23 protein-coding genes and 1 pseudogene are annotated in these 25,748 nt (G+C 56.6%); 18 read left to right on the top strand and 6 right to left on the bottom strand.

The genetic code is table 11. The annotated features are described in order from the left end of the window. Both MPAL_RS01140 and MPAL_RS01135 read left to right on the top strand, forming a co-directional pair. Positions 1 to 675 carry a hypothetical protein gene (locus MPAL_RS01140; RefSeq protein ID WP_048145004.1) on the top strand — a complete coding sequence of 225 codons (675 nt, stop codon included), beginning with the start codon at positions 1 to 3 and terminating at the stop codon, positions 673 to 675. Between the two features lie 155 nt (positions 676 to 830). Beyond that, entirely contained in the window at positions 831 to 1,040 is a 210-nt protein-coding gene (locus MPAL_RS01135) for a hypothetical protein (RefSeq protein WP_148208090.1), read from the top strand. Positions 1,041 to 1,324: 284 nt separating this feature from the next. Here MPAL_RS01135 and MPAL_RS01130 read toward each other — a convergent pair whose 3' ends face one another. Together MPAL_RS01130 and MPAL_RS01125 are read right to left on the bottom strand one after the other, a co-directional pair. Continuing rightward, positions 1,325 to 3,565 carry an efflux RND transporter permease subunit gene (locus MPAL_RS01130; RefSeq protein ID WP_012616927.1) on the bottom strand — a complete coding sequence of 747 codons (2,241 nt, stop codon included), beginning with the start codon at positions 3,563 to 3,565 and terminating at the stop codon, positions 1,325 to 1,327. A gap of 57 nt (positions 3,566 to 3,622) precedes the next feature. Next, positions 3,623 to 4,945: a COG1361 S-layer family protein gene (locus MPAL_RS01125; RefSeq protein ID WP_236610409.1), complete on the bottom strand. Its 1,323-nt coding sequence runs from the start codon at positions 4,943 to 4,945 to the stop codon at positions 3,623 to 3,625. Positions 4,946 to 5,114: 169 nt separating this feature from the next. On the opposite strand from MPAL_RS01125, the gene MPAL_RS01120 reads away from it, so the two are divergent. From MPAL_RS01120 to MPAL_RS01085, 8 genes are all read left to right on the top strand, one after another. Then, the gene (locus MPAL_RS01120) at positions 5,115 to 6,413 is read left to right on the top strand and encodes a PAS domain S-box protein (RefSeq protein WP_012616925.1); all 1,299 of its coding nucleotides are present in this window, start codon (positions 5,115 to 5,117) and stop codon (positions 6,411 to 6,413) included. An 89-nt stretch (positions 6,414 to 6,502) separates the two neighbouring features. Continuing rightward, positions 6,503 to 8,056 carry an anthranilate synthase component I family protein gene (locus tag MPAL_RS01115; protein ID WP_012616924.1) on the top strand — a complete coding sequence of 518 codons (1,554 nt, stop codon included), beginning with the start codon at positions 6,503 to 6,505 and terminating at the stop codon, positions 8,054 to 8,056. After that, the gene (locus MPAL_RS01110) at positions 8,053 to 8,649 is read left to right on the top strand and encodes an anthranilate synthase component II (protein WP_012616923.1); all 597 of its coding nucleotides are present in this window, start codon (positions 8,053 to 8,055) and stop codon (positions 8,647 to 8,649) included. The genes MPAL_RS01115 and MPAL_RS01110 overlap by 4 nt, the downstream gene beginning before the upstream one ends. Then, a complete protein-coding gene (gene trpD / locus MPAL_RS01105; RefSeq protein WP_012616922.1) occupies positions 8,646 to 9,665 on the top strand; it encodes an anthranilate phosphoribosyltransferase in 1,020 nt (339 codons plus the stop codon). Before MPAL_RS01110 ends, trpD begins: the two co-directional genes overlap by 4 nt. Beyond that, positions 9,662 to 10,465, top strand: coding sequence for an indole-3-glycerol phosphate synthase TrpC (locus MPAL_RS01100; protein ID WP_012616921.1), 804 nt, complete (start codon positions 9,662 to 9,664; stop codon positions 10,463 to 10,465). Before trpD ends, MPAL_RS01100 begins: the two co-directional genes overlap by 4 nt. 11 nt (positions 10,466 to 10,476) lie before the next feature. After that, positions 10,477 to 11,652, top strand: a complete 1,176-nt coding sequence (gene trpB / locus MPAL_RS01095) for a tryptophan synthase subunit beta (protein WP_012616920.1) — start codon at positions 10,477 to 10,479, stop codon at positions 11,650 to 11,652. Next, positions 11,649 to 12,476, top strand: a complete 828-nt coding sequence (gene trpA, locus MPAL_RS01090) for a tryptophan synthase subunit alpha (protein ID WP_012616919.1) — start codon at positions 11,649 to 11,651, stop codon at positions 12,474 to 12,476. Before trpB ends, trpA begins: the two co-directional genes overlap by 4 nt. Before the next feature lie 32 nt (positions 12,477 to 12,508). Then, positions 12,509 to 13,003 carry a redoxin domain-containing protein gene (locus tag MPAL_RS01085; protein ID WP_012616918.1) on the top strand — a complete coding sequence of 165 codons (495 nt, stop codon included), beginning with the start codon at positions 12,509 to 12,511 and terminating at the stop codon, positions 13,001 to 13,003. Here MPAL_RS01085 and MPAL_RS01080 read toward each other — a convergent pair. From MPAL_RS01080 to MPAL_RS01065, 4 genes are all read right to left on the bottom strand, one after another. Further along, a complete protein-coding gene (locus tag MPAL_RS01080) occupies positions 12,990 to 13,724 on the bottom strand; it encodes a sulfate/molybdate ABC transporter ATP-binding protein (protein ID WP_012616917.1) in 735 nt (244 codons plus the stop codon). The genes MPAL_RS01085 and MPAL_RS01080 overlap by 14 nt on opposite strands. Next, on the bottom strand, positions 13,717 to 14,583 hold the full coding sequence (locus MPAL_RS01075) for an ABC transporter permease (RefSeq protein WP_012616916.1): 867 nt from the start codon (positions 14,581 to 14,583) through the stop codon (positions 13,717 to 13,719). Before MPAL_RS01075 ends, MPAL_RS01080 begins: the two co-directional genes overlap by 8 nt. A 3-nt stretch (positions 14,584 to 14,586) precedes the next feature. Next, positions 14,587 to 15,501 carry a molybdate ABC transporter substrate-binding protein gene (modA, locus tag MPAL_RS01070; RefSeq protein WP_158303599.1) on the bottom strand — a complete coding sequence of 305 codons (915 nt, stop codon included), beginning with the start codon at positions 15,499 to 15,501 and terminating at the stop codon, positions 14,587 to 14,589. Positions 15,502 to 15,736: 235 nt separating this feature from the next. Beyond that, positions 15,737 to 15,973, bottom strand: coding sequence for a TOBE domain-containing protein (locus MPAL_RS01065; RefSeq protein ID WP_012616914.1), 237 nt, complete (start codon positions 15,971 to 15,973; stop codon positions 15,737 to 15,739). 101 nt (positions 15,974 to 16,074) lie between these two features. Here MPAL_RS01065 and MPAL_RS01060 point away from each other — a divergent pair. From MPAL_RS01060 to MPAL_RS01025, 8 genes and pseudogenes are all read left to right on the top strand, one after another. Further along, positions 16,075 to 16,988: pseudogene (locus tag MPAL_RS01060) on the top strand (IS5 family transposase). Between the two features lie 253 nt (positions 16,989 to 17,241). After that, complete coding sequence (locus MPAL_RS01055) at positions 17,242 to 18,147, top strand: 4Fe-4S binding protein (protein ID WP_012616912.1); 906 nt, start codon at positions 17,242 to 17,244, stop codon at positions 18,145 to 18,147. 202 nt (positions 18,148 to 18,349) lie between these two features. Beyond that, a complete protein-coding gene (locus MPAL_RS01050) occupies positions 18,350 to 20,245 on the top strand; it encodes a molybdopterin-binding protein (protein ID WP_012616911.1) in 1,896 nt (631 codons plus the stop codon). Positions 20,246 to 20,525: 280 nt separating this feature from the next. Beyond that, entirely contained in the window at positions 20,526 to 20,915 is a 390-nt protein-coding gene (locus MPAL_RS01045) for a molybdopterin dinucleotide binding domain-containing protein (protein WP_236610408.1), read from the top strand. Then, the gene (locus MPAL_RS01040) at positions 20,915 to 22,279 is read left to right on the top strand and encodes a formylmethanofuran dehydrogenase subunit B (RefSeq protein ID WP_012616909.1); all 1,365 of its coding nucleotides are present in this window, start codon (positions 20,915 to 20,917) and stop codon (positions 22,277 to 22,279) included. Before MPAL_RS01045 ends, MPAL_RS01040 begins: the two co-directional genes overlap by 1 nt. Before the next feature lie 11 nt (positions 22,280 to 22,290). Continuing rightward, a complete protein-coding gene (locus MPAL_RS01035; RefSeq protein ID WP_012616908.1) occupies positions 22,291 to 24,000 on the top strand; it encodes a formylmethanofuran dehydrogenase subunit A in 1,710 nt (569 codons plus the stop codon). Between the two features lie 12 nt (positions 24,001 to 24,012). Further along, positions 24,013 to 24,936 (top strand): formylmethanofuran dehydrogenase subunit C, encoded by a 924-nt coding sequence (locus MPAL_RS01030; RefSeq protein WP_012616907.1) that lies wholly within the window; start codon positions 24,013 to 24,015, stop codon positions 24,934 to 24,936. A 27-nt stretch (positions 24,937 to 24,963) separates the two neighbouring features. Continuing rightward, positions 24,964 to 25,743 (top strand): SagB/ThcOx family dehydrogenase, encoded by a 780-nt coding sequence (locus MPAL_RS01025; RefSeq protein WP_012616906.1) that lies wholly within the window; start codon positions 24,964 to 24,966, stop codon positions 25,741 to 25,743. The last annotated feature ends 5 nt before the right edge of the window (positions 25,744 to 25,748 follow it).

Here is a 25,748-nt window from a genome sequence, read left to right as displayed (position 1 = left end):
TTGACAGAACTGACCATCGAGGTGGTCTGTATGGCACGAGTACTACAACAGTATAAGAAAAGTCTGACCCTTCTGCTGATCCTGATCCTTGCCGGTCTGATGATGATAGCTGGATGTACCTCATCGAACCCATCTCAGACGACAACACCAGTCACAACCATGACCGCAGGGCAGTCCCCTACAGCAGCAGTCGGAACGACACCAACAGCAGCACAGAGCGGGACGTCCGGTCAGGCCGTGGACGTCAAAACGCTGAACGCCCTCTTTCCCCCGGCACCCGCCGGCTGGGTGACGGATCAGCAACCGGTGGGGTCGACCAGACTGGACCAGGATAACAATGCCTGGACATCATCGGCGGCGACATATGTCAGCACCACGAACAAAGAGACAACGGCATCGGTCACGTACCAGGATACAGTTGGTCGACAGGTCGGTTACAAGAACATCTGGAATAGTTTTAAAGATGCAGAGACCAGTGACGGTTATTTTAAGAGTACTACAATAAAGGGGAACCCGGCATGGGAGACACACTCTATAGCAGGGAAGACCTTTGGCACCTGGGTCTCCGTGAACGATCGATTCATGGTGTATGTATCCATCCAGAACGGCACGAAAGCGGACTATGATGCCTTCATCAACGCCATCGATTTCGCCGGCATAGCGGCCCTGAAGTAATCATTATCGCATTCGATATGGTTACAAGTCAGGCACATCCCCATTTTTCCCTATGAACTCATCACACGTCACCATCGTTATGGGAGAAGGAAGGAATCAGGGACTGATCCCCAGATTACTTATCCATAGAACCCCATTCATGTATGATCGGCCGTATGAAATCAGTAGATAGTGAATATCTGAAGGAAATTACCCCTGATACGATCGCCAGAAATTCTGACCCGGAGATGATATCCCGGTTAGTGGAGATCATTGAAGATCTGCAGAACGAAATAAAACATTTGAAAAGGACACAGGGTCTTGATCTGGTGAAGGGCAAGAGACAGAAACCGTTGAACTATATCTCCAACAAAGATAAGATCTAAATCAGATCGATTCAAGTACGATCAACACAGAAGAGGGCCTCCTTTTTTTATCATAGGCATGGACACGAGATCCCCGGTCAACGGTACCGGCTGGTTCGTCATGATACTGCTGGAATTCCCTCTTTCCAGGGAACAAACCATTTGTGCACCTCCCAGGTGGTACACTGTTCCAATCAATCCCAATTGTAATCATGAATGATAAAAGAGTTCTCCTGGTTCACTTTGGGTCAGTATTGTCTTCTTCAATTCGGCCCGGACCATCTTAAAACAGAAAAAAAGGAGGGTCAGGCAGTCGGATGAGCCGCTCCTGCCCGGTGCCTCTGCACATACCGCTCTAATGTATCCATCAGCGACAGGCCCGCCGGCATCACGACGATCGCGCCGATCAACGAGAAGAGGACCGCGACGATGGTCGATATCCCGAAGTTGCTGATCACCGGGAAGGAGGAGAGGATCAGCGCAGAGAACCCAAAGAAGGTCGCCAGGCCGGATACGGTGATCGCGGTCCCGATCTTCTGGACACTCTGCTGGATCGCATCATAGACATCCCCGGTCTTCTCTCGCTCCTCGAGGTACCGCTCCATGATCAGGATCGTGTACTCTGCGGCGACCCCGATCGTCATCGACCCGAGCACCGCGGTGATCGGGGTGTAGTCGAGGCCGAGGATCGTCATCGCCACCGGGTTCCAGCCGACGATGAAGATGATCGGGATCAGCGGAGTCGCGGCATCGAGCTTCCGATAGACGAGCAGCAGGAAGGCGAGGATCAGCCCGAACCCGAGCCCGGTCATCCTGTCCTTCCCTGACGCGATATCATTGATCAGCGAGGTGAACAGGTCGAAGTTCCCGGTCGGTTTGACCTGAATCCCTACCGGCGGCTCAGAGAACGTGATCTCACTGAGAATCTGCTCTTTCAGCGAGTTCTTCTCAGGCATCTCCATCTGGACAGTGCTGAAGGTGATCAGGGCCGCACTCGTTCCATCCAGGTACTGGTCCTTGACCGAGGAGGGAATCCTGGCCATCACGGCGTCCACACCTGCAGAGGTCGTCGGCAGCACCCCACCATTGTACTCCTTGATGACACTGGCGATGCTCGTGACCCCCAGCATCTCGCTGTGTTTCGTCATCTCAGTACTCTCAAACGTGTCCATCCATTTGAGAACCTCCGGATCATTGAGTCCGACGCCGGACACATAGAGAGGGAGCGGATCAGTGGAGCCGATCATCGAGGTGACTTTGTTCAGGCTGAGTCGGGCCGGCATGTCCCCGGGGACAAAGGTGTTCTGATTGGTATCGATCGGAATGCTGCTGTCGAGTTGCACTCCGGCAAAGGCCACCAGGGCCGCAATCAGGATCACAGGCACCGGATTATGGGCGATCTTCACCGCCATCGATGCAAGGAACCGACTGTATCCACCGGCACCGGCAGAGGGCTGGTGGCTTCTTTTGGGCGTGTACTTGGTCAACAGTGCGATCATCGGCACGCAGATCAGGGACGACAGATAGCAGAACATCACCCCGAGGATCGCAACGAATCCGAAGGACCTTACCATCGGAACCGGGGAGATCGAGAGGGCTGCAAACCCGAGCGAGGTCGCGAGCATCGCATAGAGGACAGCAGGGCCAGTTTTGGTGATCGTGGTAAATGCAGCCTCTTCCCGGGACGATTGCCCGGCCTCCTCGTCGAACCGGGCATGAAACTGGATCGCATAATCGATCCCGAGCCCTATGATGATCGGGAATGCTCCGACCACCGCCAGGTTCATCTGGATCCCAGCGAGCCCCATGGTCCCAAACGTCATGATCAGCCCGAACGCGACGACCAGCACCGGCAGGAACCTCTGGCTCACATAGGAGAAGAGGAGTCCGAGTGTCAGGACCATCAGGAGCATCGCAGCAGCAACCAGCACCGCGGTAGATTTCCCGATTTCACTCTGCATTTGTTTATTAAACGCAGCGTTCCCGGTCATCGAGATGGTGACACCTGGGGGTTTTTCGACCGACGAGATCACCGACTGGATATTCCCAAGCACACTGGTGGAGCGGTCGTCAGAGATACCCTGTTGCAGACTGATCTTCACCATCGTCGTGTCCTTCGAAGGAACATACTGTGAAAGGACACTGGCCGGAACATTCTGCTCAATGGCGAGGATCTCCCCTTCAGAGGTCGGGAGGTTTCCCTGGTTCATCTGGCGCATCAGATCAGAGACAGAACTGACCTGCCCGATGTATTGCTGCTCACGGAGCGCCGTTTCGACCTGGTCCATATACCGGACGATGTCGGGGCTGAGCACGTCTGAGGACTCGACCAGCAGCACCACCGCATTGGAGTCAAAGGTCCGGGTATAGGTATCGAAGAGGATCCCAGCCTCGGTCGACTTGTCCATATAGGTGCTGGACCCCGTGTTCATCGTGATCATCGTCGTCCCATAGAGGGTGATCAGCAGCAGGCAGAGGAAGCCTACCGCTACGGCACCCGGGTGTCGGGATATCAGATGACCGATCGGTTCAAACACTGAACGCATGGAGAACATCTCCTGAAGAGATCATACCTGAAGGGGAGGCTCTGGAGAGAGCGTTGCTCACGCTGACCCCTTCTTCCTGGTGTAGAGGAAGTAGCCGACACCGATTATGATGGCCGCGATCACGGCAAGGATAATCGGGTTGCCGAGGATTGCACTGGTCCCTGTCTTGGCCACGACGTTCACCGGGACCTTCATGGTATCCGAGATCTGGGAGTTGTCGAGTGCATCGCGGTACCGTATCTCAGAGTCGAGGCCGTACTGCTTGATGGTCGCGTCTGATGTGGTCGATACCTCGAAGTGTGCCATCACCGAGTCGCCGGGCTTTATATCCCCAAGGTAGGCCGTGTCATCGTTGGAGGTGAACGGGTCCACCGCTGAGAGTCGGGCTTGGGCGCTGTAGACGGTGGTCGCACCGACGTTGGTGTACTGGACATCGAGCACCTTCTTCTGGCCGGGGTTGATCGATGGTGCCTCAGAGCTGACCTTGAAGTCTATCTTGCCGCCGATCGGGACGCCGATCGTCTGGAGCCGGGAGGTCCTGTTAATCCCGTCATGGTCCTCATAGGCGACGATGACGTCGACCGGGTAGGTCTGGGCGGCTGCCTCGGTGGAGACCGCGACCCGGTACCTGCAGTTCACGACGGCGCCCTTTGCAAAGTCACCGATGTAGACCGAGGAGTCGGTCGGGGTGATCGGGCTGGCACCGTTTCTGACGATCTTCACGATGGCATTCTTACCATTCTCGTTCCCGGTGTTCTGCAGGGTCAGGTTCAGATATCCCTCAGTGCCGACGTTCAACTGCTCTGCCGAGATCTTCTGGACGTCGACGATCACTTCGGACCTGATCGTGACGGTCAGGGGGATGATCAGGCTCTTGGTCACATAGTTATAGTTCAGCGAATCGGTCCCGACCTGTTCTGCAGACTCGAGATAGGTGTAATTCACTGAGACCGGCAGGGTGTAGGTGCCTGATGGAGCATCGGCTTCGACCTTAACATTGAACTTGGACTGCCCGGAAGCACCTCCGAGGATATCCCCGATCATCTGCGGATCCGACTGGATCGTGACCGGTGCGCTACCGGAACCAAGCCCGACCGTCACCGTCTTGGCGGTGTTCGGTAGATCGGTCCGGTCGACCAGTCCGGTCTGGGAGAACTTGGAGTCGATCAGACCACTGTTCTGGACCGTCACCTGCAATGGCACGGTCTGGCCGGAGATCAGTTCGTTGGTGCCGGTGACCGCCGCTGAGAGCGACGGGCCGCCGGAGAGATACTTGGTACCGGCCATGGCTGGAGAGACCAGCACGCAGGCGATGAGCAGCAGCAGGGAGAGAACCCAGACTGTACCTGATGAATATCTATTCGCTGACATAAGCTTCATTCCATCTGATCAGATCAGCACGCTGACGAGATCGCTGGTATAGAGGTTAGAGGCTTCAATATTTAAATTAATGCGTTATAGGTTACACATAATTGATTCAAGTGAAGGCCCCACATACTGGTTACACATTTCATATATCTTTAAATTTTCAGACCCCAATTGAATATGGATGAAACCACCTTCAGAGGAACTGCGGAGGATCAGGGAGATCCTGAAGCAGATACCGCAGGGGATGAGTGTGACCGAGATTGCACGCGCCCTCGGAAAGAATAAACACTCTGTCGGGAGGTACTTGGACATTCTGCGAGTCTCCGGTCATGTCGAGATGAGGAACTACGGGATGGCCAAAGTCTTCACCCTCTCCCAGCGGATTCCACTCAGCGCCCTCCTCTCCTTTCCCTCTGAGATGATCATGGTCCTCGACCAGGAGCACCGGATCGGACAGATCAACGACCAGTTCCTACAGTTCCTGCAGATTGAGCGCGGAGAGGTAGTCGGACGGCAACTGGAATACCTGCCAGTCCCAAACCCAGCGGTCCATGACCTCGTCCTACAACTGCTCGCTGCACTGAACGGGGAGGAAGTCGCGGACGAACTTGAGATTCCCACCGACCCGGCCAGAATATTTAAATTAAAAGCTGTTGCGACGGTATTCGATGATGGGACACAGGGGATGACTGTGATCCTTGAGGATATCACCGCCCAGAAGCAGGCAGAGCAGGCACTGAAACAGAGCGAAGCGCTCTTTCGGGGGATGGCTGAGAACATTCAGGATGGGCTGGTCATCAGCAGGGACCGGGAGATGGTCTACGTCAACGAGCGGGCTGCCGCAATCCTCGGTTATCCGCGTGACGAGATCTTTGCGATGACTGCCCTTGATGTGATTGCTTCTGAAGAGCAAGAGCGGGTCAGGCCCCTGGTCGATGAATACAATCAGTCAGGCGGGGTGCCCAAAGAGCTTCGATTCTGGATCGTCCAGAAGAGCGGAAAACGGCGGTACCTCTCCGCCCGCCTCTCCTCAATCGATCATGAGGGGGATCATATCGCATATATCGTGCTGACCGATATGACCGAATGGAAGGAGGCCGAAGATACACTGAAACGGCAGTACCTGTTTGTCCACCACTTCATCGATGCCTTCCCTCGCCCGATCTACTGTCTGAATCCGGACCGGCGGTTCCTCGAATGCAACCAGGCCTTTGAAGAGATGGTCGGGCGATCCCGGGCCGTGATCATCGGAGCCAAGACGGCTGACGTCTTCCCTGCAGAGGACCTAGCAGTGTACGAGCAGGGGGACGACGACCTATTTCTGGAACCGTCCACCAGCACATACGAGGCAACCCTGCAGTTCCCCGATGGATCCAGACGGCAGATGACGATCGAGAAGGCCACGCTCAGATCCCCCGAGGAAGGGGCCTCCTTAACCCTGATCGGAAACCTGATCGAGCGCGGACGGCAGCAGCACTGAGTGCTGCCTATACCAATTTCTCTTTTTCCCTTCTCAGAATATATACACATCAAAGCATTTTTATGTAACACTGTTCGTACTTATGTACAATGAAGATCACAAATGTACATCAAAACTTTGAGGATGAATTGAAGATGAACCTCTCTAAGGAGGAGTACACCACCCTGGCAAGAGACCTGGCGAAGCCGCTGCTGATCCCTCTTACCTGCACGATCCCGATCGATGACCTCTCGCCGGCCGTGGGGTACCGTGCGCTGGCAAAAGGGGTGGGAGCACTGCTCGAATCGGTCGAAGGACCGACCAGACTGGCACGCTACTCGTTCATCGCCATCGACCCGCCTCTGAAAATCCAGTTCAGAGGCAATGGAGGAGTGGAGCTTGACGGAGATTCTCGATTCATCGCGATCGCCACGGCACCAAAAGGAAGGAATCCAGTAGAACAGCTCGAATCGGTGATGAGCCGGTTCACCTATGCAGGGATACGGGTTCCCCCATTTGCCGGCGGGATGATCGGTTCATTCTCATATGAACTGGCACCACAGATCCATCCAGGACTCAGGCCCTCATTACGACAGATCAGGGAGGAACCGTTCCTCGGCACCTTCATGCTGGTCACCGGGGGAGCCGTCTTCGAACACCTTGCAGGGACCATCACCCTCTTCACGACCCCCATGCTCGGTCAGGAACAGGACGCTGGTGCAGCCTACGAACAGGCCCGTGAGCATCTACGCCTCCTCTGCAAAACCCTGGACCAACTTCGGAAAGAGACACCCCGCCAGATCTTTCCAGAGGAGAGGAGGAGAAACGCGGAGACCTACATCTCCTCCCTCTCACCCGCAGCCTACCAAGACGCGGTCCTCAAAGCCAGAGAGCATATCCATGCAGGCGACATCCTGCAGGCCGTCATCTCGCGGCAGATCACCTGCCCGTATGCCGGGGATCCATTCCTCCTCTACCGTGCCCAACGGGCGATCAACCCGGGACCCTACCTCTACTACCTGGACTTTCAGGACCACCAGATCGCAGGTTCGAGCCCTGAGATGCTGGTTCGGGTGGAGGGGAGAACAGTCACCACCGTTCCGATAGCCGGGACCAGACGACGGGGAAAGAACGAGGAGGAGGACCTGGCACTGGCCACGGACCTGCTCAACGATCCCAAAGAACGAGCTGAACATCTGATGCTCGTAGACCTGGCCAGAAATGACATCGGCAGGGTCAGCACCTACGGCTCGGTCAGGGTCAGGGACTTCATGACGATCGAGCGCTTCTCCCATGTCCAGCACATCGTCTCGACCGTCCAGGGCACCCTCGCCGATCACCTGACCTGCTTCGATGCGTTCACCTCCTGCTTCCCTGCAGGGACCGTTTCAGGGGCTCCAAAAGTCAGAGCAATGGAGATCATCAACGATCTTGAACCGCAGGATCGCGGCCTCTATGCTGGGGCAGTCGGGTACATCGGCTTCGATCGGACCCTGGACTTTGCCATTGCCATACGGACGGTCGTGATCAGAGACGGGATCGCTGCGATACAGGTCGGTGCAGGGATCGTCGCCGACTCGGTGCCGGAGCACGAGTGGAAGGAGACCGAAGCAAAGGCAGCAGCGATGATGCAGGCACTCGACCTGGCAGGAGGGAGTGTATGAAGGTGCTCGTGATCGACAGTTTCGACTCGTTCACCTACAACCTCTGCCAGCTCCTCGGCATGCTCGGTGCCGTGGTATCAGTGATCACAAAGGATGCCACCACAGAGGATACTTTTGCTGCGGCCGCTGGCTGCGATCGGATCCTCCTCTCCCCCGGGCCGGGAAAGCCTGAAGATTCGACTCTGTATCGGACCGTGCTCGAAACGCTGAGTCACACCGTCCCGACCCTCGGGGTCTGCCTGGGCCATCAGGCAATCTGCGCCACCTTCGGCAGCCGGATCGTCCGGGCCAGGATACTGATGCACGGAAAGACTTCCCCGATCGTCCACGACCAGACAGGAGTCTTCGCCGGCCTCCCATCACCGTTCACCGCGACCAGGTACCACTCGCTGGTCGCAGACAAAGACATGTTCCCGGACTCGCTGATCATATCGGCGACCAGTCTGGACGATGACGAGGTGATGGGGGTGCGCCACCGGGAGTTCCCAATTGAAGGGGTCCAGTTCCACCCGGAGAGTATCCTCTCCCCGGCAGGGGAGGCACTGATCAGAAACTTTCTGGAGCAGCCGTACCTCGGCAGGAGGAGCGTATGATCAAGGAGGCGCTGGCCAGGGTGATCGCCGGACAGGACCTTCCTGAACAGATGGCTGCAGGGGCGATGGAGGCGATCATGACAGGGGCGGCCACCAATGCCCAGATAGGTTCGTTTCTGACGGCACTCCGGATGAAAGGAGAGAGCCCCGCCGAGGTCGCGGCCTTTGCAGCGGTGATGCGTGTCCATGCCGTGCAGTTCCAGGTCAGAGGTGGGCAGGGACGGCTTGTCGACACCTGCGGCACCGGAGGAGACCAGGCAGGAACCTTCAACATCAGTACGGCTGCGGCGATCGTCGCGGCAGGAGCAGGGGTCCGGATCGTCAAACACGGTAACCGTTCGGCTTCAGGGCGATGCGGATCGGCTGATGTGCTCGAGGAACTCGGTGTAAACCTGGCGATGACGCCGGCGCAGGAGCAGGCGACCCTGGAACAGGCAGGGATCGTCTTCCTCTTCGCCCAGACCCATCACCCTGCGATGAAGCATGTCGCAGCGGCCCGTAAGGAGATCGGGATTCGGACCGTCTTCAACATCCTCGGCCCGCTGACCAATCCGGCAGGGGCCGACGCGCAGCTCCTCGGGGTGCCGGAACCGTCACTCCTCGACCTGCTCCCCCCGGTGCTGCAGACCCTCGGTGTCGATCATGCGATGATTGTCTGCGGCGGAGGACTCGACGAGATCAGCACAGCAACCGCCACTGAGGTGGTAGAGGTGAAGGGGACCGAGATCCTCCGATACACCCTGACTCCGGAACAGTTCGGGATTCCCCCAGTGAACATCGCCGAACTGCAGGGCGGGGACGTCCACACCAGCGCCGCAATCATCAAGGGTATCCTCGATGGAGAAGGGGGGGCGTGCCGGGAGATCACCCTCCTCAATGCGGCGGCGGCGATCTATCTCGGTGGCAGGGCTGTTGACCTCAATGAAGGAGTCAGGCTGGCCGCGACATCGATCGACTCGGGGGCAGCGGCTGTCACCCTTCAGACACTGATCTCGACCAGCAGAGGTGAGACATGATCCTCGATCACCTGGCAGCGGCCTCCCGGGTGAGGGGCGCCCACCTCCCAACCGGGGGATATCCACCCTCCGCCCATCGGCCGGTCAGCCTGGCCGGGGCGATCAGAAACGCCTCCAATCGGCACGCCGTGATCGCGGAAATCAAACCTGCATCCCCGTCCATGGGAGCGATCAGGATGATCCCGGACCCAGGAGAACTTGGGGCAGCGCTGGCCGGAGGCGGCTGCGTCGGCCTCTCGGTGCTGACCGAACCGGAACTGTTCGGGGGGTCGGTGGAGGCCCTACAGCAGGTGCGGGCCAGAACCACCATCCCGATCCTCCGAAAGGACTTCATCACCGACCTCCGGCAGATCGCCGAGACACAGGCGATCAGCGCCGACGCCGTGCTGTTGATCGCACGCCTCCTCGGGGATGACCTCCCCACCTTCGTCAGGGCAGCCCTGGATGCCGGGCTGGAGCCGCTGGTCGAGGTGCACACAGAAGAGGAAATGGACTCAGCACTCGCGACCAGCACCCCGCTGATCGGGATCAACAATCGGGATCTGGCCACCCTTCAGATCGACCGATCTGTCACCAGAAGGCTGGCGCACCTGGCTGCCGGAGCCGGCCGGGTGGTGATCAGCGAGAGCGGGATCAAAACCCCCGGGAACCTGATGGAACTGACTCCGTTCGCCGACGCATTTCTGATCGGGACGGCGGTGATGGCCGCGCCGGACCCGGTGACGGCCCTGAAAGGGTTCATCCATGCAGGCTATCAGGGGGAAAATGATGAGAATGAGAAGAGGGAGACCAGAGATTGACGGACGATACCATGGATAACGGAAGATTTGGAGAATTTGGAGGGCGATATGTCCCTGAGACGATGATCGCGGCACTCGATGAACTTGAGGCGGCTTACATCAGGGCCCGGAACGACCCGGCCTTTGTCACGGCACTCAGGCAGATGCTGACCGAGTACGCCGGGAGGCCGACCCAGCTCACCTTCTGCCCGCGGATGTCGGCGGATCTCGGCTGTAAGGTCTACCTGAAACGGGAGGACCTGATGCACGGTGGGGCACACAAACTGAACAACACCCTCGGCCAGGGGCTGCTCGCAAAGTCCATGGGCAAGACACGGCTGATAGCCGAGACAGGGGCCGGGCAGCACGGGGTCGCGACGGCCATCGTTGGTGCAGTACTTGGGATGCCAGTACAGGTCTATATGGGCGAGGTCGATATCGAACGGCAACAGTTGAACGTCTTTCGGATGCAGTTGATGGGGGCCGAGGTGATCCCGGCAAAAACCGGAACCAGAACCCTGAAGGATGCAGTCAACGAGGCGCTGCGGGGATGGGTCAGCGAACTGGACACCACCCACTATGTCCTCGGCTCGGTAGTCGGACCCCACCCATATCCGACGATGGTCCGGGACTTCCAGGCGGTGATCGGGAACGAGACCCGCGAACAGTTCCTCTCCCGCTACGGCCGGCTGCCGGATATGGCCATCGCCTGCGTCGGCGGCGGCTCGAACGCAATCGGGATGTTCCACCCGTTCGTGAACGACCCATCGGTCAGATTGGTTGGTGTCGAGGCCGGTGGCAAGGGGACCGGGCCAGGAGAACACGGGGCCACCCTCTGCAGGGGGACACCGGGGGTGCTCCATGGGGCACTCTCGTACCTGCTGCAGGACGAAGACGGACAGATCGAGGAGACCCACTCGATCGCAGCCGGTCTGGATTACCCAGGTGTCGGTCCCGAACACAGCATGCACAGGGAGACCGGCAGGATCGAGTACACCTCTGTGACCGATGACGAGGCGCTGGCCGCGTTCCGGTACCTCTCCCGGATGGAGGGGATCATTCCCGCTCTCGAATCCGCCCATGCGGTCGCGCATGCCCGGAAGGTAGCGAAGGAGCTCGGACCAGATCAGAGCATGGTGATCACCCTCTCCGGCCGTGGGGACAAGGACCTGGCCCAGATCGCAAAGATGGGGGGTATCGCCTTATGAACAGGATAGATCAGGTCTTTACTGGACGAAATCGGCCGGCGTTCATCGCCTTCACCGTAGCCGGCGACCCGGATCCAGAGACCAGCGTCAAGGTCGCCGAGGCGCTGGCCACCGCCGGGGCCGACATCGTCGAACTCGGGATGCCCTTCTCCGATCCGAGCGCCGACGGCCCGGTGATCCAGCGAGCCGACCAGCGAGCTCTCGAAGCAGGGACCACACCGGATACGCTCTTCTCGATCATCAGGGGGATACGGGAACGGTCGGCGGTACCGATCATGATCCTGACTTACTACAACCCGGTATTCCGGCGTGGTATCGACCGATTCTACCGGGAAGCCGCCGATGTTGGGGCCGACGGGATTCTGATCGTGGATCTCCCTGCAGAAGAGATCGGCGTGGCCCGGACGGCGGCCGATCGGTACGGTCTCTGTCAGATCGTGATGGCCACCCCGACCACCACCGACCGACGACTCGAGCTGGTCGGGTCTGCAGGGAGCGGGTTCCTGTATGTGGTCTCGGTGGCAGGTGTTACCGGAGCCCGGGATCACCTCGCCACAGGAGTCGGAGATCTGCTCGAACGGATACGGAGCAGGACCACCCTTCCGCTAGCCGTCGGGTTTGGGATCTCGCGCCCTGAGCACATGCAGGCGATCGCTGCAGCCGGGGGCGACGCGGCGATCGTCGGATCTGCCATCGCATCGATCATCGAGGAGCATACTCATGATACAGATCGAATGATCGAGGCACTCAGAGTCTATGTAACCAGGATGCGGAGATCCCTGGAACCCAAATTCAAAGACAGATCAAAAGAACACATTCCATAAGATTATTACGCTTAACAATCCATTATCAGCCCATGGCAGAGATGATACGGATAGGAGAGCAGGGGCCTGAACTCTCCATCAAGGACCAGCACGGCGATGAGTTTCACCTCTCAGATGCTGCAGGTAAGCGGGTGCTCCTCTCGTTCCACCCGCTGGCCTGGACCCCGCCCTGTGCAGCGCAGATGAGCGCATTGGAGGCACACCTGGACGATCTCCGATCCCTGGACACCATCGCGGTCGGGATCAGCATTGACTCTGTCCAGTCCAAGATCGCCTGGGCACGATCGCTTGGTATCAGGGATACCCGCCTCCTCGCCGACTTCTGGCCGCACGGCGAGGTCGCGACCAGGTACGGGCTCTTCCGTGAAAAGAATGGATTCTCCGAGCGGGCCAACATCGTCCTGGATGAGGATCGGACGGTCATCTTTGCAAAAATTTATCCTATTCATGATGTTCCTGACATCGAGGAGGTACTCAGGTTCATCGGACACGAAGCTCCCCGGACAGGAGAGTTCACCGAGATCTGAGCCCACTGGATCCCGACTGGGGAGTGATGGGCCGGGGGCAGGAACATCCCCCCTCAAGGTCGGATGGAAGACCTTTCCAGACCAGTTGCCCTTTCTCGATCATCAGCACCCGGTCACAGAGTTCCTGTGCCTCCTCGACATGGTGCGTGACACAGAGACAGGGGATCTGATGCTCGTGCACATACTCCCTGACCACTGTGGTGAGAAGCGACCGGCTGTGGGCATCCAGCGATTCGTAGGGTTCATCAAGCAGCAGCAGCGAAGGATGTATGGCAAAGGCTCGGGCGATCGCCACCCGCTGCTGCTGACCACCGGAAAGGTTCCCTGCTTTCACGTCTGCGAGATCGGAGATTTCGAGTTTTGAGAGCCAGCCAGCAACCTGGGTTTTGATCTCAGCCCGGGGATAACCAAGCGACCGTAGACCATAGGCGACATTCTCAAAGACAGTCAGATGGGGAAAGACCGTGGTTTTCTGGGTGATATACCCGATTCGGCGGGTGCAGACCGGGGCCTGGAACCCCGTATCCCCATCGAAGAGGAGGTTCTCCACCAGGCTGATCCGCCCGTTGTCAGGGGAGAGGAGCCCTGCAATCAGATGAAAGATCGTCGTCTTTCCCGCCCCGTTCTCCCCCATCAATGCCGTAATACATCCCGAGGGTGCCTGGAACCTGATATCAAGGGTGAACGACCGGAGTTTTTTTCTGACCATACACTCAAGCATGCTGCTCACCCAGAGTCAACACCTTCACGGCCATCATCACGCCAAAGGAGAAGATCACCATCAGAATCGCGATCGTGACAGCCCCGTTCAGGTTCGACTGCATCGTTGAATAGATCGCCAGGGGCATCGTCTGGGTCCTCCCCTGCAGGTTGCCGGCGAACATGATCGTCGCCCCGAACTCCCCAAGAGCCCGTGCAAAGGTCATGATCGCCCCCGAGAGCAGCCCCGACCCCGCCAGGGGAAGGGTGATGGCAAAGAAGGTCCTGACCGGCGATGCCCCGAGCGTCCAGGAGATCTGCTCGTACCGCTGGTCGACCCCGTCGAAGGAGGTCCTGGCCTGCCGGAGGTAGAACGGAGAGGCGACGAAGATCTGGGCCATCACCACAGCCACGGTCGTGAATGCGATATTCACCCCGAAGAGGTTGAGGTACTGTCCGAGGAGGCCGTTCCTCCCGAACGTCAGCAGGAGGGCAAGCCCTGCCACCGCCGGCGGAAGAAGGAGCGGGAGATCGATCAGAGCATCGACCACGAACCGTCCGGGATAGGCATGCCGGGCATGAAGATAGGAGAACGGGGTGCCGATTAACACAACGACCACCATCGTTGCTATGGCCGTGTACATACTCAGATACAGGGCGTCCAGGACAGTGGGATCCTGCAGCGACCCTAAGAAGAGGGCGAGGGTCGTCCGGGTGAAGAGGGCGGCGAGGGGAAGGATCAGGTACCCACAGACCGCCAGCGTCAGCAGAAGTGCGAGCACTCTGGCGAGGAGGGGCGAGGAGAGGAGGAGTCGAGCGCTCCAAACCCTCCCCCGGCCGCCACCTGCTGCAGGCCGGTCAGACCCCCCGTTCCCAATCACACCTTACCCCTGCACGAATCCGTACTGCTTCAGGATTGCCTGCCCATCAGCGGATGAAAGGAAGGTTACAAAGTCCCCTGCATCGCTGGCCTGGGTACTGTTCTTCAGCACGCCTGACTGATAGACAGTCTTATCATTGTACTTGTCCGGGATCTTGACGAACTTCATCTGGCTTGCCTGGTCGCCGGTCAGCGACGAGGTGTAGACGAATCCTGCGTCTGCCTCACCGAGCATCACCTTGGAGACGATGCCGGTCACTTCAGTCTCGTAACTGATCACGTTGCTCATCACTTTGGTCTGATAATCCTGGCCATAGGCGGTGTCGTTGGTCAGTTTGCTGATCAATGTCCTGGTTGCAGTCCCGACCGGCACGTCCGCCGTTCCCATCACGATCTTCTTACCAGGGATCGCAAGGTCCTGCAGCGTGCTGATGTTACCGGGGTTGTTCGAGGGCAGGGCCACCGTCAGGTAGTTGACCGTGAAGTTGTTGACCGAGGTGTTGTTTATGTACCCCTCGCCCTTCAGCGCCGTCATGTGAGCAGTCCCAGCTGAGAGGAAGACATCGGCGCTGGCTCCATTCTCGACCTGGCTTCTGAGCACCTGGGTGCCGGCGAGGTTGAACTTCACCGAGACATCTGGGTGTGACTGCTCGAAGGTCGAGCCGAGGGTTTTTGAAGCATCCGTAAGGGAGGCCGCGGCATAGACCGTCAAATCATGCGTGCCGGCCTTTGCCGTGGTATTCGCTGCGGCCACGGAGGTGTTGTTCGCTGCGGCTACTGTGGTGGTGACGACTGATGTCGCCTGATGCGTGGTCGCTGACGTGACACTCTGGTTGGAAGACGAACTTGAGGTGGTTGTACATCCGCATACAAGGAGGACTGACAGGATCAGCACCGCTGCACATGCGACAGACCACATCTTTGAAATATTGCGCTTTGAATCACTCATATCATCATTTCTCCCTGTTCCAGATGGAGAACCTGGCACAAGCATTAGTCTTAACTTTGGTTAGGAATTAATTAAATGTTTTTAAATCGCTTGGCCTAGAAGCTCGTATCTACCTCACAAGCATTTGAAATTAACTACAATACCCATAGTGATAAACGGATCGAGGAGGACTGAATGTCCTTAAAAATCAAAAAATGAGAAAGGGTTAATCGATCCCCATCATTACTTCGGATGCTTTCACAATCGGGAAGACCTTCGACCCTTCCTTCAGGTTCAGGTTTTCTGCAGAAGTGGTGGTGATCGATGAGACAAGTTCATTATCCCCGGCTATGGTGATCTCTACTTCTGTGCTCACTGGCCCTTTCTTGATCGCCTTCACAATTCCTGCTATCTGATTTCGCGCACTGATCTTTATGGTCTTCACCACAGTGCAGAGGGTCATTATTTTGGCCCTGTTGAAACCCTCTGGTATTATTGCAAATATCTAATAAGAATCGTTGCTCCTTGAGTTAATGTTCAAACAAACAACAAGGAACAGAGATAATGTCAACGAACCGGTATATCAAACTTATCAGATACATCTGTTCAGTACTTCGATCCTCCCATTTACCTCTTTATTCCTGCAAATATTCTAAGAAAACGTATACTCAGCATCAACTCATGGCGATCCTTCTCTTTCGTGAAGCACTTGGCACTGACTATCGCGATGTGATCGAACTCATCAATCTGATGGGCAGGATCAAAGTCATCCTCCAACTGGACCTGGTTCCCCACTACTCGACCATCCATAAATTCATGGCCCGAAATCCTTCGATATTTCTTCGAGATTCTTGAATGAAACCTTGAAACTGTTTTATTCAGGAGGTGAGATTGTTCCAATAACTGCCATTGATTCTTCAGGATTCACCAGTTCGTACGCCAGTCATTATTACTCCTAGCGTACAGGAAAGACCCGAAAAAACTTCGTGAAAACGTCGATTGCAGTAGATACCTGCAATCAGGTAATCCTCTTCTCCAAGATCTCGCTAAAACCAGTTCACAACACGAAACACGCTGAACCACTCCTCCGGCAGTGCAAGAGGATCAGAAAAACCGAGCGTTATATGATGGATAAAGGGTACGATTCTGATAAACTTCATCGACAGATCAGGGAAGAGATAGGTGCTGATTCGGTGATACCTGTCAGAACCAAGAAAGGGAAGATCCATTCGGGGAAATACAGACAAGAGATATATGTAAATTTCGATTCAGAACGCTATCGTGAGAGAAACAAAGTTGAAACAGCGTTTTCAGTCATCAAAAGAAGATTTGGAGAGGACCTCAAGGCACGAAAATATTGGTACCAGGTCAAGGAGATCAAGGTCAAAATGATCCTTCATAACCACACGAAGGTGGTTCAATCAGTCGTGATTGTCATCATAGTTGAAGCATTTCAACAGAGCCATTATTTTATATAATCATATGCATCTCATAAATTCAATAGAGATGAAAATGGTATCATTGCCCGGTTTCACCCCCCGATATTTTCTGGTTGAACACAGGGAAATTTGATTTCAACATCCCTTTTTACCTCCCCCAAAGGAGTTTAATCCCCCCTTCTCAACATCTCCCGTAGAGGAAGGTAGGTCGATGCCAACAGTCACCAGATTCTGATAGACGCTCTGCAGAGTACATCACTTATTATATCATACACCCCAAACCAGCTGTTGCATGAAGAACGGCACGAAACATCTCCTCTCACGCGGCGGGGTGATCCCATCACAGGATCCAGACCGCTGCATCGTCCGTCTCCGCATCCCGGCTGGAGAGATCACCCCTGACCAGATGAGTGGGATCGCCAGGATCGCACGAAAGCACGGCGTTCCGGTGGTGCACATGACCACTCGTCAGACGATGGAACTCCCGCAGGTCGACCCGAGGGCGATCGAACCACTGGTAAAGAGCCTGGAACGAAACGGGACACCGCTCGGGGCGGAGAAACAGGAGGTGGTGAATATCACCGCATGTCCGGGGACTGACCGGTGCAGGTTCGCCAACATCGAGACCAGGGAACTGGCCGCCGAGATCGACCGCAGGTTCTTCGGGCGCGATCTGCCAGTAAAAGTCAGGATTGCCATCTCCGCCTGTCCGAATGGATGTATGAGCGAGCGGCTGAACGAGATTGGAATCACCGGGACGATCCGACCAGTCAGGGAGGAGGGGCTCTGCACCGGGTGTGGCACCTGCGCCCATCACTGTAAGGAGGAGGCGATCCGGATCAGCGGTGGGAAAGTGGTCCTCGATCAGGAGCGGTGTATGCTCTGCGGAATGTGTGTATCCCCCTGCCCATTCGAGATCATCAAGGCTGACCCACCAGAGTACCAGATCACCGTCGGCGGCCGGCGGGGCAGGCATCCGCTGGTGGGCCGTCACCTGGTGACGGTCACTTCACCCGGTGCGGTGGTCGACGTGATCGAGATGATCATCACCTGGGTCTACCGAAATGCCTACAGTGACAGACAGCTCCCTGACCAGCTCGATGACCTGGACTTCGATATCTTTAAAGAGCAGGTCAGGAAGGCGTGCTCGAACTCAGGAACAATGAGCGAACTGGAGCACAGAGGTGTCTGGGCATAAGTATCCTGCGCTCTCAAAAAAGCAGATCCATCCCCCTCCAGGCAGTGGAAGAGAGGGGGTAATATGAAGTTTTTTTAATCCATAGAAGTTAATCATAATAACTTCATTGCGATCTTACACCTGTTCCTTGAAAGGCGGCCCCACCCTCCCTCCTGCGACATGGAGATCGCATGGTTGAGTAAATAGTATAGGGGATACAGAGATGAAACGCTATCTTGATCAGGTCACACTGGGGCAGGCTATAGAATGTATGATCACCTCGTTTCCTCCGCCCGAACGGACCGCACAGGTTCCGATTCTCCAGGCAAAAGGGATGATCACCACTGCGCCAGTGTATGCCGGGTATACCGTCCCAAGCGCCGATGTCGCCGCAATGGATGGGTTTGCTATCTGTAGCCGGGAGACCACGGGAGCCAGGGATCAGGTCCCGATCTCTCTCTCTACGGCCGTACCGGTCAACACAGGAAATCCGATCCCCCGGGGGTGCGATGCGGTCGTGATGATCGAGGACTGCTGGCTTGAGGACGGCAGACCCCATATCAGAAAGGGCATCGCTCCAGGGATGAACATCAGAAAAAAAGGGGAGGACCTCTCTGGAGGAGAACTGATCCTCCCCAGAGACCACCTGATCCGACCGACTGACATCGGGGTGCTCGCCGCCTGCGGGATCACCGAAGTCGAGGTGAAACAGATCTCAATCGGGGTGATTCCAACCGGTTCCGAACTGATTGTCTCAGGCACGCTCCCCGGACCGGGGCAAGTTGTGGAGAGTAATAGTATACTGATAGAAGCGATGCTCGGGGGGAGAGGGGTGGTCTGCACGCGTTATCCTCATATCCCTGACGATCCTGACCTGATCAAGGAGAAGGTCACCACTGCTCTTGGGGTGCATGACCTGGTGATCGTTACCGGCGGCTCATCCGCTGGAACCAGGGATTACTGTGAAACCGCCCTTGCCGAACTCGGCGAGGTGCTCTTCCATGGGGTTGCGATCAAGCCAGGCAAACCAGCCCTCCTCGCGAAGATAGATGATAAGCCTGTGATTGGACTGCCAGGATATCCCCTTGCTGCACATCTGGTCCTGCGTGAACTGGTCATCCCGCTCCTTCGGACATGGGGGGCCGTCAAGCCACAGGCAGGGCAACTCTGCAGGGTAGAATTAGGACAGAACACTGTCTCAGACTGTGGTTTTGATGAGTTCATCAACCTCTCCATCGGTCGGGTGAGTGGACGATATGTCGGACTCCACCAGTCGCGTGGTGCATCTGTTCAGATGTCCCTGGTACGGTCCAATGGATATCTGCACATTCCAGCCTCAGTAGAAGGGTACGAGGCCGGTTCAGCCGTCGATGCAGTGGTGACGGCTGGCATGGATGAGGTGGAACGGACCCTGCTGATTGCAGGAGTCCATGGAGAACCCCTCGACCTGCTCGGGTCAGCGGTCAAAGCGTGGGGTGGTACGCTGCTCCCCTGCTTCTGCAGGAGAGAGAATGGAATCCAGGGGCTGCTCCAGAGGATCTGCCATGCCACGATGATCGACTCCCCAATACCAAGTCAGGGCCCCCCACGGCCAATGATCAGAGTACCATTCGGAGGCCAGGGTCTGGTCACCCTTCATCTTGCAAAATTGCAGGTAGGGATCGTTTCAAAGGAAGGTCTCGGTATCGAGGATCTTGCAGGGCGGACGATCATCGAGATGCCAGCCAGTTCTCCAGAGGAGGAGGTTTTTGAGAACGCACTCAGACGCTGCAGGTTAGCCAACGCATCCGCACAGATCAAGACCGAAGAGGTGATGAAGCATATTGGTGGAATTGCACAGACCGTCAGTGATGGCCTCGTCGATGCCGGGATCGGGACCAGCCAGAGTGCTGCACCGTTCGGTCTCTCATTCGTGCCCCTGGGTTTCATCTCCTACGATCTGCTGATCGATGAGGATCTGAGTCGAGATGAACCGATAGCGAGCATGATCGCAGCGATCTCATCTCCAGAGTATAGAGAGGCACTGGAGAGGTCAGGATACATCACCGATTTCACCGGAGAGATCTATCATCTTCCCCCCTGCCCGGGGGTTGGACCGTCCGATGAGATCCCCTGGTAAACCAGATCACCCCAACCCTCTAAAGATGGTGGCATCAGGGTAGATGGATAACATAGATTAATTTACTTTTATGGTTATTTATTAAAATCAATAGATTAAGTTAATTTAGGATTTTATGAGTTGGTATTCGCAAATATTTCAAACGTACACGAACGTACGCAGAATTCCATTGAAACATCCGGTGTGAATAGCAGTCCCTGCCAGGTATTACCCACCCGGGACGCGATCGTTCAAAAAAACTCTCAAATGGTGAAGTATGGGGAACAAGATTCAAGTCAATATGATCACCCAACGGGCTGTTGAGGAAGGCGTAGCGATGGAGAAGGGGAAGACATCCCCTGAGTACTATGAGGTATGCTCCATCGTCGAGATGAACATCGAGGATATCAAGAGACTCGGCATCATGAGGAACACCAATGTGCGTGTAACCAGCGAGTCAGGCGATGTCATCGTGAAAGCGGTGGAAGCAGGCCAGTACTGTCCACCCGGGCTTTCACATATCCGCCAGGGAGTCTGGGCCAACCAGGTCGTTCCCCCGCGGACCCAGTCAACCGGCGTCCCGCAGTACAGTGGATTCCCGGTGACGATTGAACCTGCTCCGGAGGAGCGGGTGAAGGGAGCCCTGGAACTGGTTCAGGGTGCCGTTGGATTATGGAAAGGTGAGAACTGATGCCGAAAGTGATAAAGAATGTCGGATGTCCGTACTGCGGTTCATCCTGTGATGACCTTGAGGTCACGGTCTCTGATGACGGAAAGATGATCCTCGATGTGGCAAATGCCTGTGTGATAGGTAACGAGATCTTCCACCATGCCACAAAGCCAGGACGGATAAGACTCCCCCGACTCAGGCAGCCGGACGGGACCCATAAGGATATCTCGTACGAAGAGGCGATCGACTGGGTCGCAAAGGGAATGATCGCAGCAAAGAAGCCGCTGATCTATGGTTTCGGGTCGACCAACTGCGAGGGAATGAGCGCCTGTGCACGGCTTGCAGAAAAGACAGGAGCGGTTCTGGACAACTGCGCCTCGATCTGCCACGGCCCCTCATTCCTGGCCATCTTTGATAACGGCTATCCAAGCTGCACCCTCGGTGAAGTGAAGAACAGGGCAGATGTGGTCGTCTACTGGGGCTCAAATGCAGCCCATGCGCATCCCAGGCATATGTCCCGGTACTCCCTCTTCCCGCGCGGTTTCTTCACCAACAAGGGCTACATGGCCCGAAAGTGCATCGTGATTGATCCCCGGTTCACCGACACCGCCAAGGCGGCCGACATCCATCTGATGGTGCAGCAGGGGCACGACTACGAACTCTTCGACGCGTTCAGGACCGTGCTCCGCGGCGAAACAATTCCTGAGGTCGTCGCAGGGATCGAGCGCGAGAAGATCCTCGAAGCGGTGGAGATCATGAAGAATGCCCGGTTCGGTGCGATCTTCTATGGGATGGGACTCTGCCATTCAGATGGCAGAAACCACAACGTGGACATCGCCATCAGCATGACCAGGGATCTGAATGAGTTCACCAAGTGGACGATCATGGCTATGCGTGGCCACTACAACATCGCTGGTCCCGGACAGGTCTGGTCCTGGCAGTTCGGGTTCCCGTACTGCATCGACCTGACCAAGGACATCGTCCACATGAACCCGGGCGAGACCAGTTCGATCGATCTTGCGATGCGGGGAGACCAAGACTTCTTCATCAATATCGGCACCGATGCAGGAGCTCACTTTCCGATCCCGGCAGTGAAAGCGCTCCGCAAACACCCATTCGTCACCATCGATCCGAACATCAACATGGCCAGTGAGATCTCAGACCTCCACATCCCGGTCGCCGTCGTCGGTGTCGAAACCGGTGGGGTCGTCTACCGAATGGACAACGTTCCGATCCAGTTTAAACAGGTGATCGAGCCGCCGGAAGGGGTGATCACCGATGAGATCCTCTTCGACCGGATCTACAAGCGGGTCTGTGAACTGACCGGAACCACTCCAGACTGGAGCGTAGCACACAACTCCCCAGAGGGGACCGCAGCAGAGTGAGGGGCCGCAATATGTCAGAGTTACTGATCAAGAACGGATTCGTCGTCGACCCCGCATCAGGGATCAATGGTGAGAGGAAGGACATCGCCATCAGAGATGGAGTGATCGTCGAAGAGGTCTCGAACAAGGCACGTGTGATCGACGCGACCGGCAAGACCGTGATGTCGGGTGGGGTGGATATTCACTCCCACATCGCGGGTCCGAAGGTGAACGTCGGCCGGTTGATGCGGCCTGAGGACAAACTCTTCAAGAGCCATGCGCGGCAGGGGTTGAACCGGGTTGAGATGGGATTCTCAGTCCCAAGCACCTTCAAGACCGGGTATGACTATGCCCGGATGGGGTATGCATTCGTGATGGAGGCTGCGATGCCCCCGATCCATGCCCCCCACGTCCACGAGGAGATCCATGACACCCCGATCATCGATGAGGCTGCATTACCGGTCTTTGGAAACAACTGGTTCGTCCTCGAGTACCTGAAGAACCATCAGGTTGAGAACACAGCTGCATATATCGCCTGGATCCTCCAGCAGACCAAGGGTTATGGGGTCAAGTGTGTCAACCCCGGGGGCAGCGAGGCCTGGGGATGGGGGCTGAACTGTCTCCGGATGGATGATCCTGTCCCATACTTCGACATCACCCCTGCAGAGATCGTGAAAGGGCTGATCGAGGCGAACGAGTACTTAGGACTCCCGCACTCGGTCCACCTCCACACCAACAACCTCGGAAACCCGGGCAACTACACGACCACCCTCGAGTCCCTGAAGATCGCCGAGGGGATGAAGACAGAGAACAAGTTCAAGCGTGAACAGGTGCTGCACCACACACATGTCCAGTTTCATGCCTACGGTGGGGACAGCTGGCTGAACTTCGAGTCCAAGGCCAAAGAGGTCATGGATTACGTAAACAGTGCGAAGAACCTGACGATCGATCTCGGGTGCGTAACCCTCGACGAGACAACAACGATGACCGCCGACGGACCGTTCGAGCACCACCTGACAGAGTTGAACAACCTGAAGTGGGCGAACGTCGATGTCGAGCTCGAGACCTCGGCAGGGGTCGTGCCGTACGTGTACAGCCCGAACATCAAAGTCTGCGGGATCCAGTGGGCCATCGGGCTTGAACTGGCACTCTTCGCCAAGGATATGTCCAGAACCTTCATCACCACCGATCACCCGAACGCAGGGCCGTTCATCAGGTACCCACGGATCATCAAGTGGCTGATGAGTGCTAAGGCACGAAAGCAGCAGCTCGACGCCTTCAAGTGGAGCCAGAAGGTGATCGATGCCACAAACCTCGCATCCATGGAACGTGAACTGTCGCTGTACGAGATAGCAGAGATGACAAGGTCCGGCCCAGCCCGAGCACTCGGTCTCTACGACATGTACGGTGGCCTGCTGCCAGGGATGGATGGCAACGTCGCCATCTACAACCTCAATCCGAACGACATGCCTGAGGATCCCGAGAAGATCGAGCAGGCCTTCGGGATGGCAGACCACTTCATCAAGTCAGGTGTGGTCATCCTTGAGAACGGAATGATCATCAACCAGGGTCACAAGCGGACCCTCTGGGTGAATGCAAAGACACCACTGCCCAGACAGGTGCTCCGGGACATCGAGGAGAAATTCTTGAAAAACTACACGATCAGCCTGAGCAACTATGAGGTCAAGGACTACCTGGTTCCAAACCCACATGTGATCGAGGTCGAGAGCCACGCTGCGTGAGGTGAAAAGGGGATGAAGACAGTTACACTGACAATAGGGGAAGAGCCTGAACTCTTCCTTGACGCATATATGATAACCCCCGATAATTTCGCGGGTAAGTCTTTAGAGAGCATCGCAGCCCTGGAGATCTATGAGGGGAATCAGAAGAGCACCCTCGGCGACTACTTTGAGATCACCGGAGAATCCGGGGCCACCGCGGCAGAGACGAGGATCGTCGTGACCGGTAACCCCCGCAAGGTCAAGCGGATCGGTCAGAAGATGACCGCAGGTGAGATCATCATCGAGGGGAACGCCGACATGTATACCGGCGGCTGGATGCTGGGCGGCCTGATCCACGTCAAGGGGAACGTCGACGCTTTCGCAGGAATGGCCATGGAAGGCGGAGAACTGCAGGTCGACGGAGATGCAGGCAATTATCTTGGAGCTGCCTACCGCGGCGACTGGCGAGGCATGAAAGGCGGCCTCATCAGGGTGAAAGGAAACACCGGGAACGATATCGGCACTGCCATCAACGGCGGGACGATCATCGTCGAAGGGAACGCATTCATCCATGTCTCCACCCATGGCAACGGCGGAACCGTGATCGTCAAGGGTGATGTCGAGGGACGCGTCGGCGGACAGATGGTCAAAGGGGATATCTATGTCCTCGGCTCGATAAAATATATGCTCCCAGGCTACAAACTGGTGGAGAGAGGCGTTCAGAAGGAGGTCGACGGAGAGGCGTTGATCTTTGATCACTACATCGGTGACCTCGGTGAGTACCACAAGAAGGCAAAGGGCGAGGTGGTCTACGCAAATCTCTACGTAAAGACGGCTGCACCTGCCGATCTCGTTTCTGCAAGGGAAGAGCGTATACAGGCTGCTCACGAACAGAAGAAGGCAAAGCGGAAGGCCGCTGCCTCTGCTGAACTCGCCAGTGTAGTAGATAAAGCATAGATTAGAACATACGAGGTGGAGAAGAGTATGACCAGAGAGAGCAGAGAGGATGAGCAGGCAGACGATTGCGGACAGGTGTTCCGAGAGATAACAGCGTACCCCTCCTCGTTCCGTCCGGATCAGATCAAAGGGATCCCCAGACCTCCTCTGGAACTCCCCCCATCTCCTGAATCGACACCGATCCCTCTCCCGCGACCTGAAGCGATCACAGTCAGACCGGTGGATCTACGGGTTGCGATCGAGAAGAGGAGGAGTGTGCGATGGTTCGACAACGAAGAACCACTCTCGCTGGAGGAACTCGCTTACCTCCTCTGGTGTACGCAGGGGGTGCAGGAGGTGGTCCTCGAACAATATACATTACGGACCGCCCCATCGGCCGGTGCCGCTCATCCCCTCGAGACCTACCTGCTCGTCAACTGTGTCGAAGGGCTTGAACCAGGGATCTACCGGTACCTGGCCCTCGAACATACACTTGAGCTGATCAACTCCCACCCAGAGATCGCACTCGCAGTCACCGAGGGGTGCATGGAGCAACAGATGGTGCTGCGGAGCGCCGTGACGTTCCTCTGGACTGCCGTCCCGTACAGGACCACCTGGCGGTACGGTCCCCGAGGATACCGGGACATCTACATCGATGCAGGGCATGTCTGCCAGAACCTCTACCTCGCCGCAGGCCCGATCGACTGCGGGGTCTGTGCCATCGAGTCATTCCAGGACGATTATATGAACCGTCTCCTGGGACTCGATGGAAAGACCCAGTTCCTGATCTACTGCGCAGCAGTCGGGAAGATCAGACATGGACTCTGACCCGG

This window comes from Methanosphaerula palustris E1-9c (genome assembly GCF_000021965.1).
GTDB lineage: Archaea > Halobacteriota > Methanomicrobia > Methanomicrobiales > Methanospirillaceae > Methanosphaerula > Methanosphaerula palustris.
Note: the sequence above shows the minus strand (reverse complement) of the source record. Positions and strands in the feature narration are given on the sequence as shown.

Bases quoted from the DNA above. Each gene is read 5' to 3' on its own strand.
- MPAL_RS01135 (WP_148208090.1), top strand. From the start codon at position 831: ATGAAATCAGTAGATAGTGAATATCTGAAGGAAATTACCCCTGATACG.
- MPAL_RS01130 (WP_012616927.1), bottom strand. From the start codon at position 3,565: ATGCGTTCAGTGTTTGAACCGATCGGTCATCTGATATCCCGACACCCG.
- MPAL_RS01125 (WP_236610409.1), bottom strand. From the start codon at position 4,945: ATGAAGCTTATGTCAGCGAATAGATATTCATCAGGTACAGTCTGGGTT.
- MPAL_RS01120 (WP_012616925.1), top strand. From the start codon at position 5,115: ATGAAACCACCTTCAGAGGAACTGCGGAGGATCAGGGAGATCCTGAAG.
- MPAL_RS01115 (WP_012616924.1), top strand. From the start codon at position 6,503: ATGAAGATCACAAATGTACATCAAAACTTTGAGGATGAATTGAAGATG.
- MPAL_RS01110 (WP_012616923.1), top strand. From the start codon at position 8,053: ATGAAGGTGCTCGTGATCGACAGTTTCGACTCGTTCACCTACAACCTC.
- trpD (WP_012616922.1), top strand. From the start codon at position 8,646: ATGATCAAGGAGGCGCTGGCCAGGGTGATCGCCGGACAGGACCTTCCT.
- MPAL_RS01100 (WP_012616921.1), top strand. From the start codon at position 9,662: ATGATCCTCGATCACCTGGCAGCGGCCTCCCGGGTGAGGGGCGCCCAC.
- trpB (WP_012616920.1), top strand. From the start codon at position 10,477: ATGGATAACGGAAGATTTGGAGAATTTGGAGGGCGATATGTCCCTGAG.
- trpA (WP_012616919.1), top strand. From the start codon at position 11,649: ATGAACAGGATAGATCAGGTCTTTACTGGACGAAATCGGCCGGCGTTC.
- MPAL_RS01085 (WP_012616918.1), top strand. From the start codon at position 12,509: ATGGCAGAGATGATACGGATAGGAGAGCAGGGGCCTGAACTCTCCATC.
- MPAL_RS01080 (WP_012616917.1), bottom strand. From the start codon at position 13,724: ATGCTTGAGTGTATGGTCAGAAAAAAACTCCGGTCGTTCACCCTTGAT.
- modA (WP_158303599.1), bottom strand. From the start codon at position 15,501: ATGTGGTCTGTCGCATGTGCAGCGGTGCTGATCCTGTCAGTCCTCCTT.
- MPAL_RS01065 (WP_012616914.1), bottom strand. From the start codon at position 15,973: ATGACCCTCTGCACTGTGGTGAAGACCATAAAGATCAGTGCGCGAAAT.
- MPAL_RS01055 (WP_012616912.1), top strand. From the start codon at position 17,242: ATGAAGAACGGCACGAAACATCTCCTCTCACGCGGCGGGGTGATCCCA.
- MPAL_RS01050 (WP_012616911.1), top strand. From the start codon at position 18,350: ATGAAACGCTATCTTGATCAGGTCACACTGGGGCAGGCTATAGAATGT.
- MPAL_RS01045 (WP_236610408.1), top strand. From the start codon at position 20,526: ATGATCACCCAACGGGCTGTTGAGGAAGGCGTAGCGATGGAGAAGGGG.
- MPAL_RS01040 (WP_012616909.1), top strand. From the start codon at position 20,915: ATGCCGAAAGTGATAAAGAATGTCGGATGTCCGTACTGCGGTTCATCC.
- MPAL_RS01035 (WP_012616908.1), top strand. From the start codon at position 22,291: ATGTCAGAGTTACTGATCAAGAACGGATTCGTCGTCGACCCCGCATCA.
- MPAL_RS01030 (WP_012616907.1), top strand. From the start codon at position 24,013: ATGAAGACAGTTACACTGACAATAGGGGAAGAGCCTGAACTCTTCCTT.
- MPAL_RS01025 (WP_012616906.1), top strand. From the start codon at position 24,964: ATGACCAGAGAGAGCAGAGAGGATGAGCAGGCAGACGATTGCGGACAG.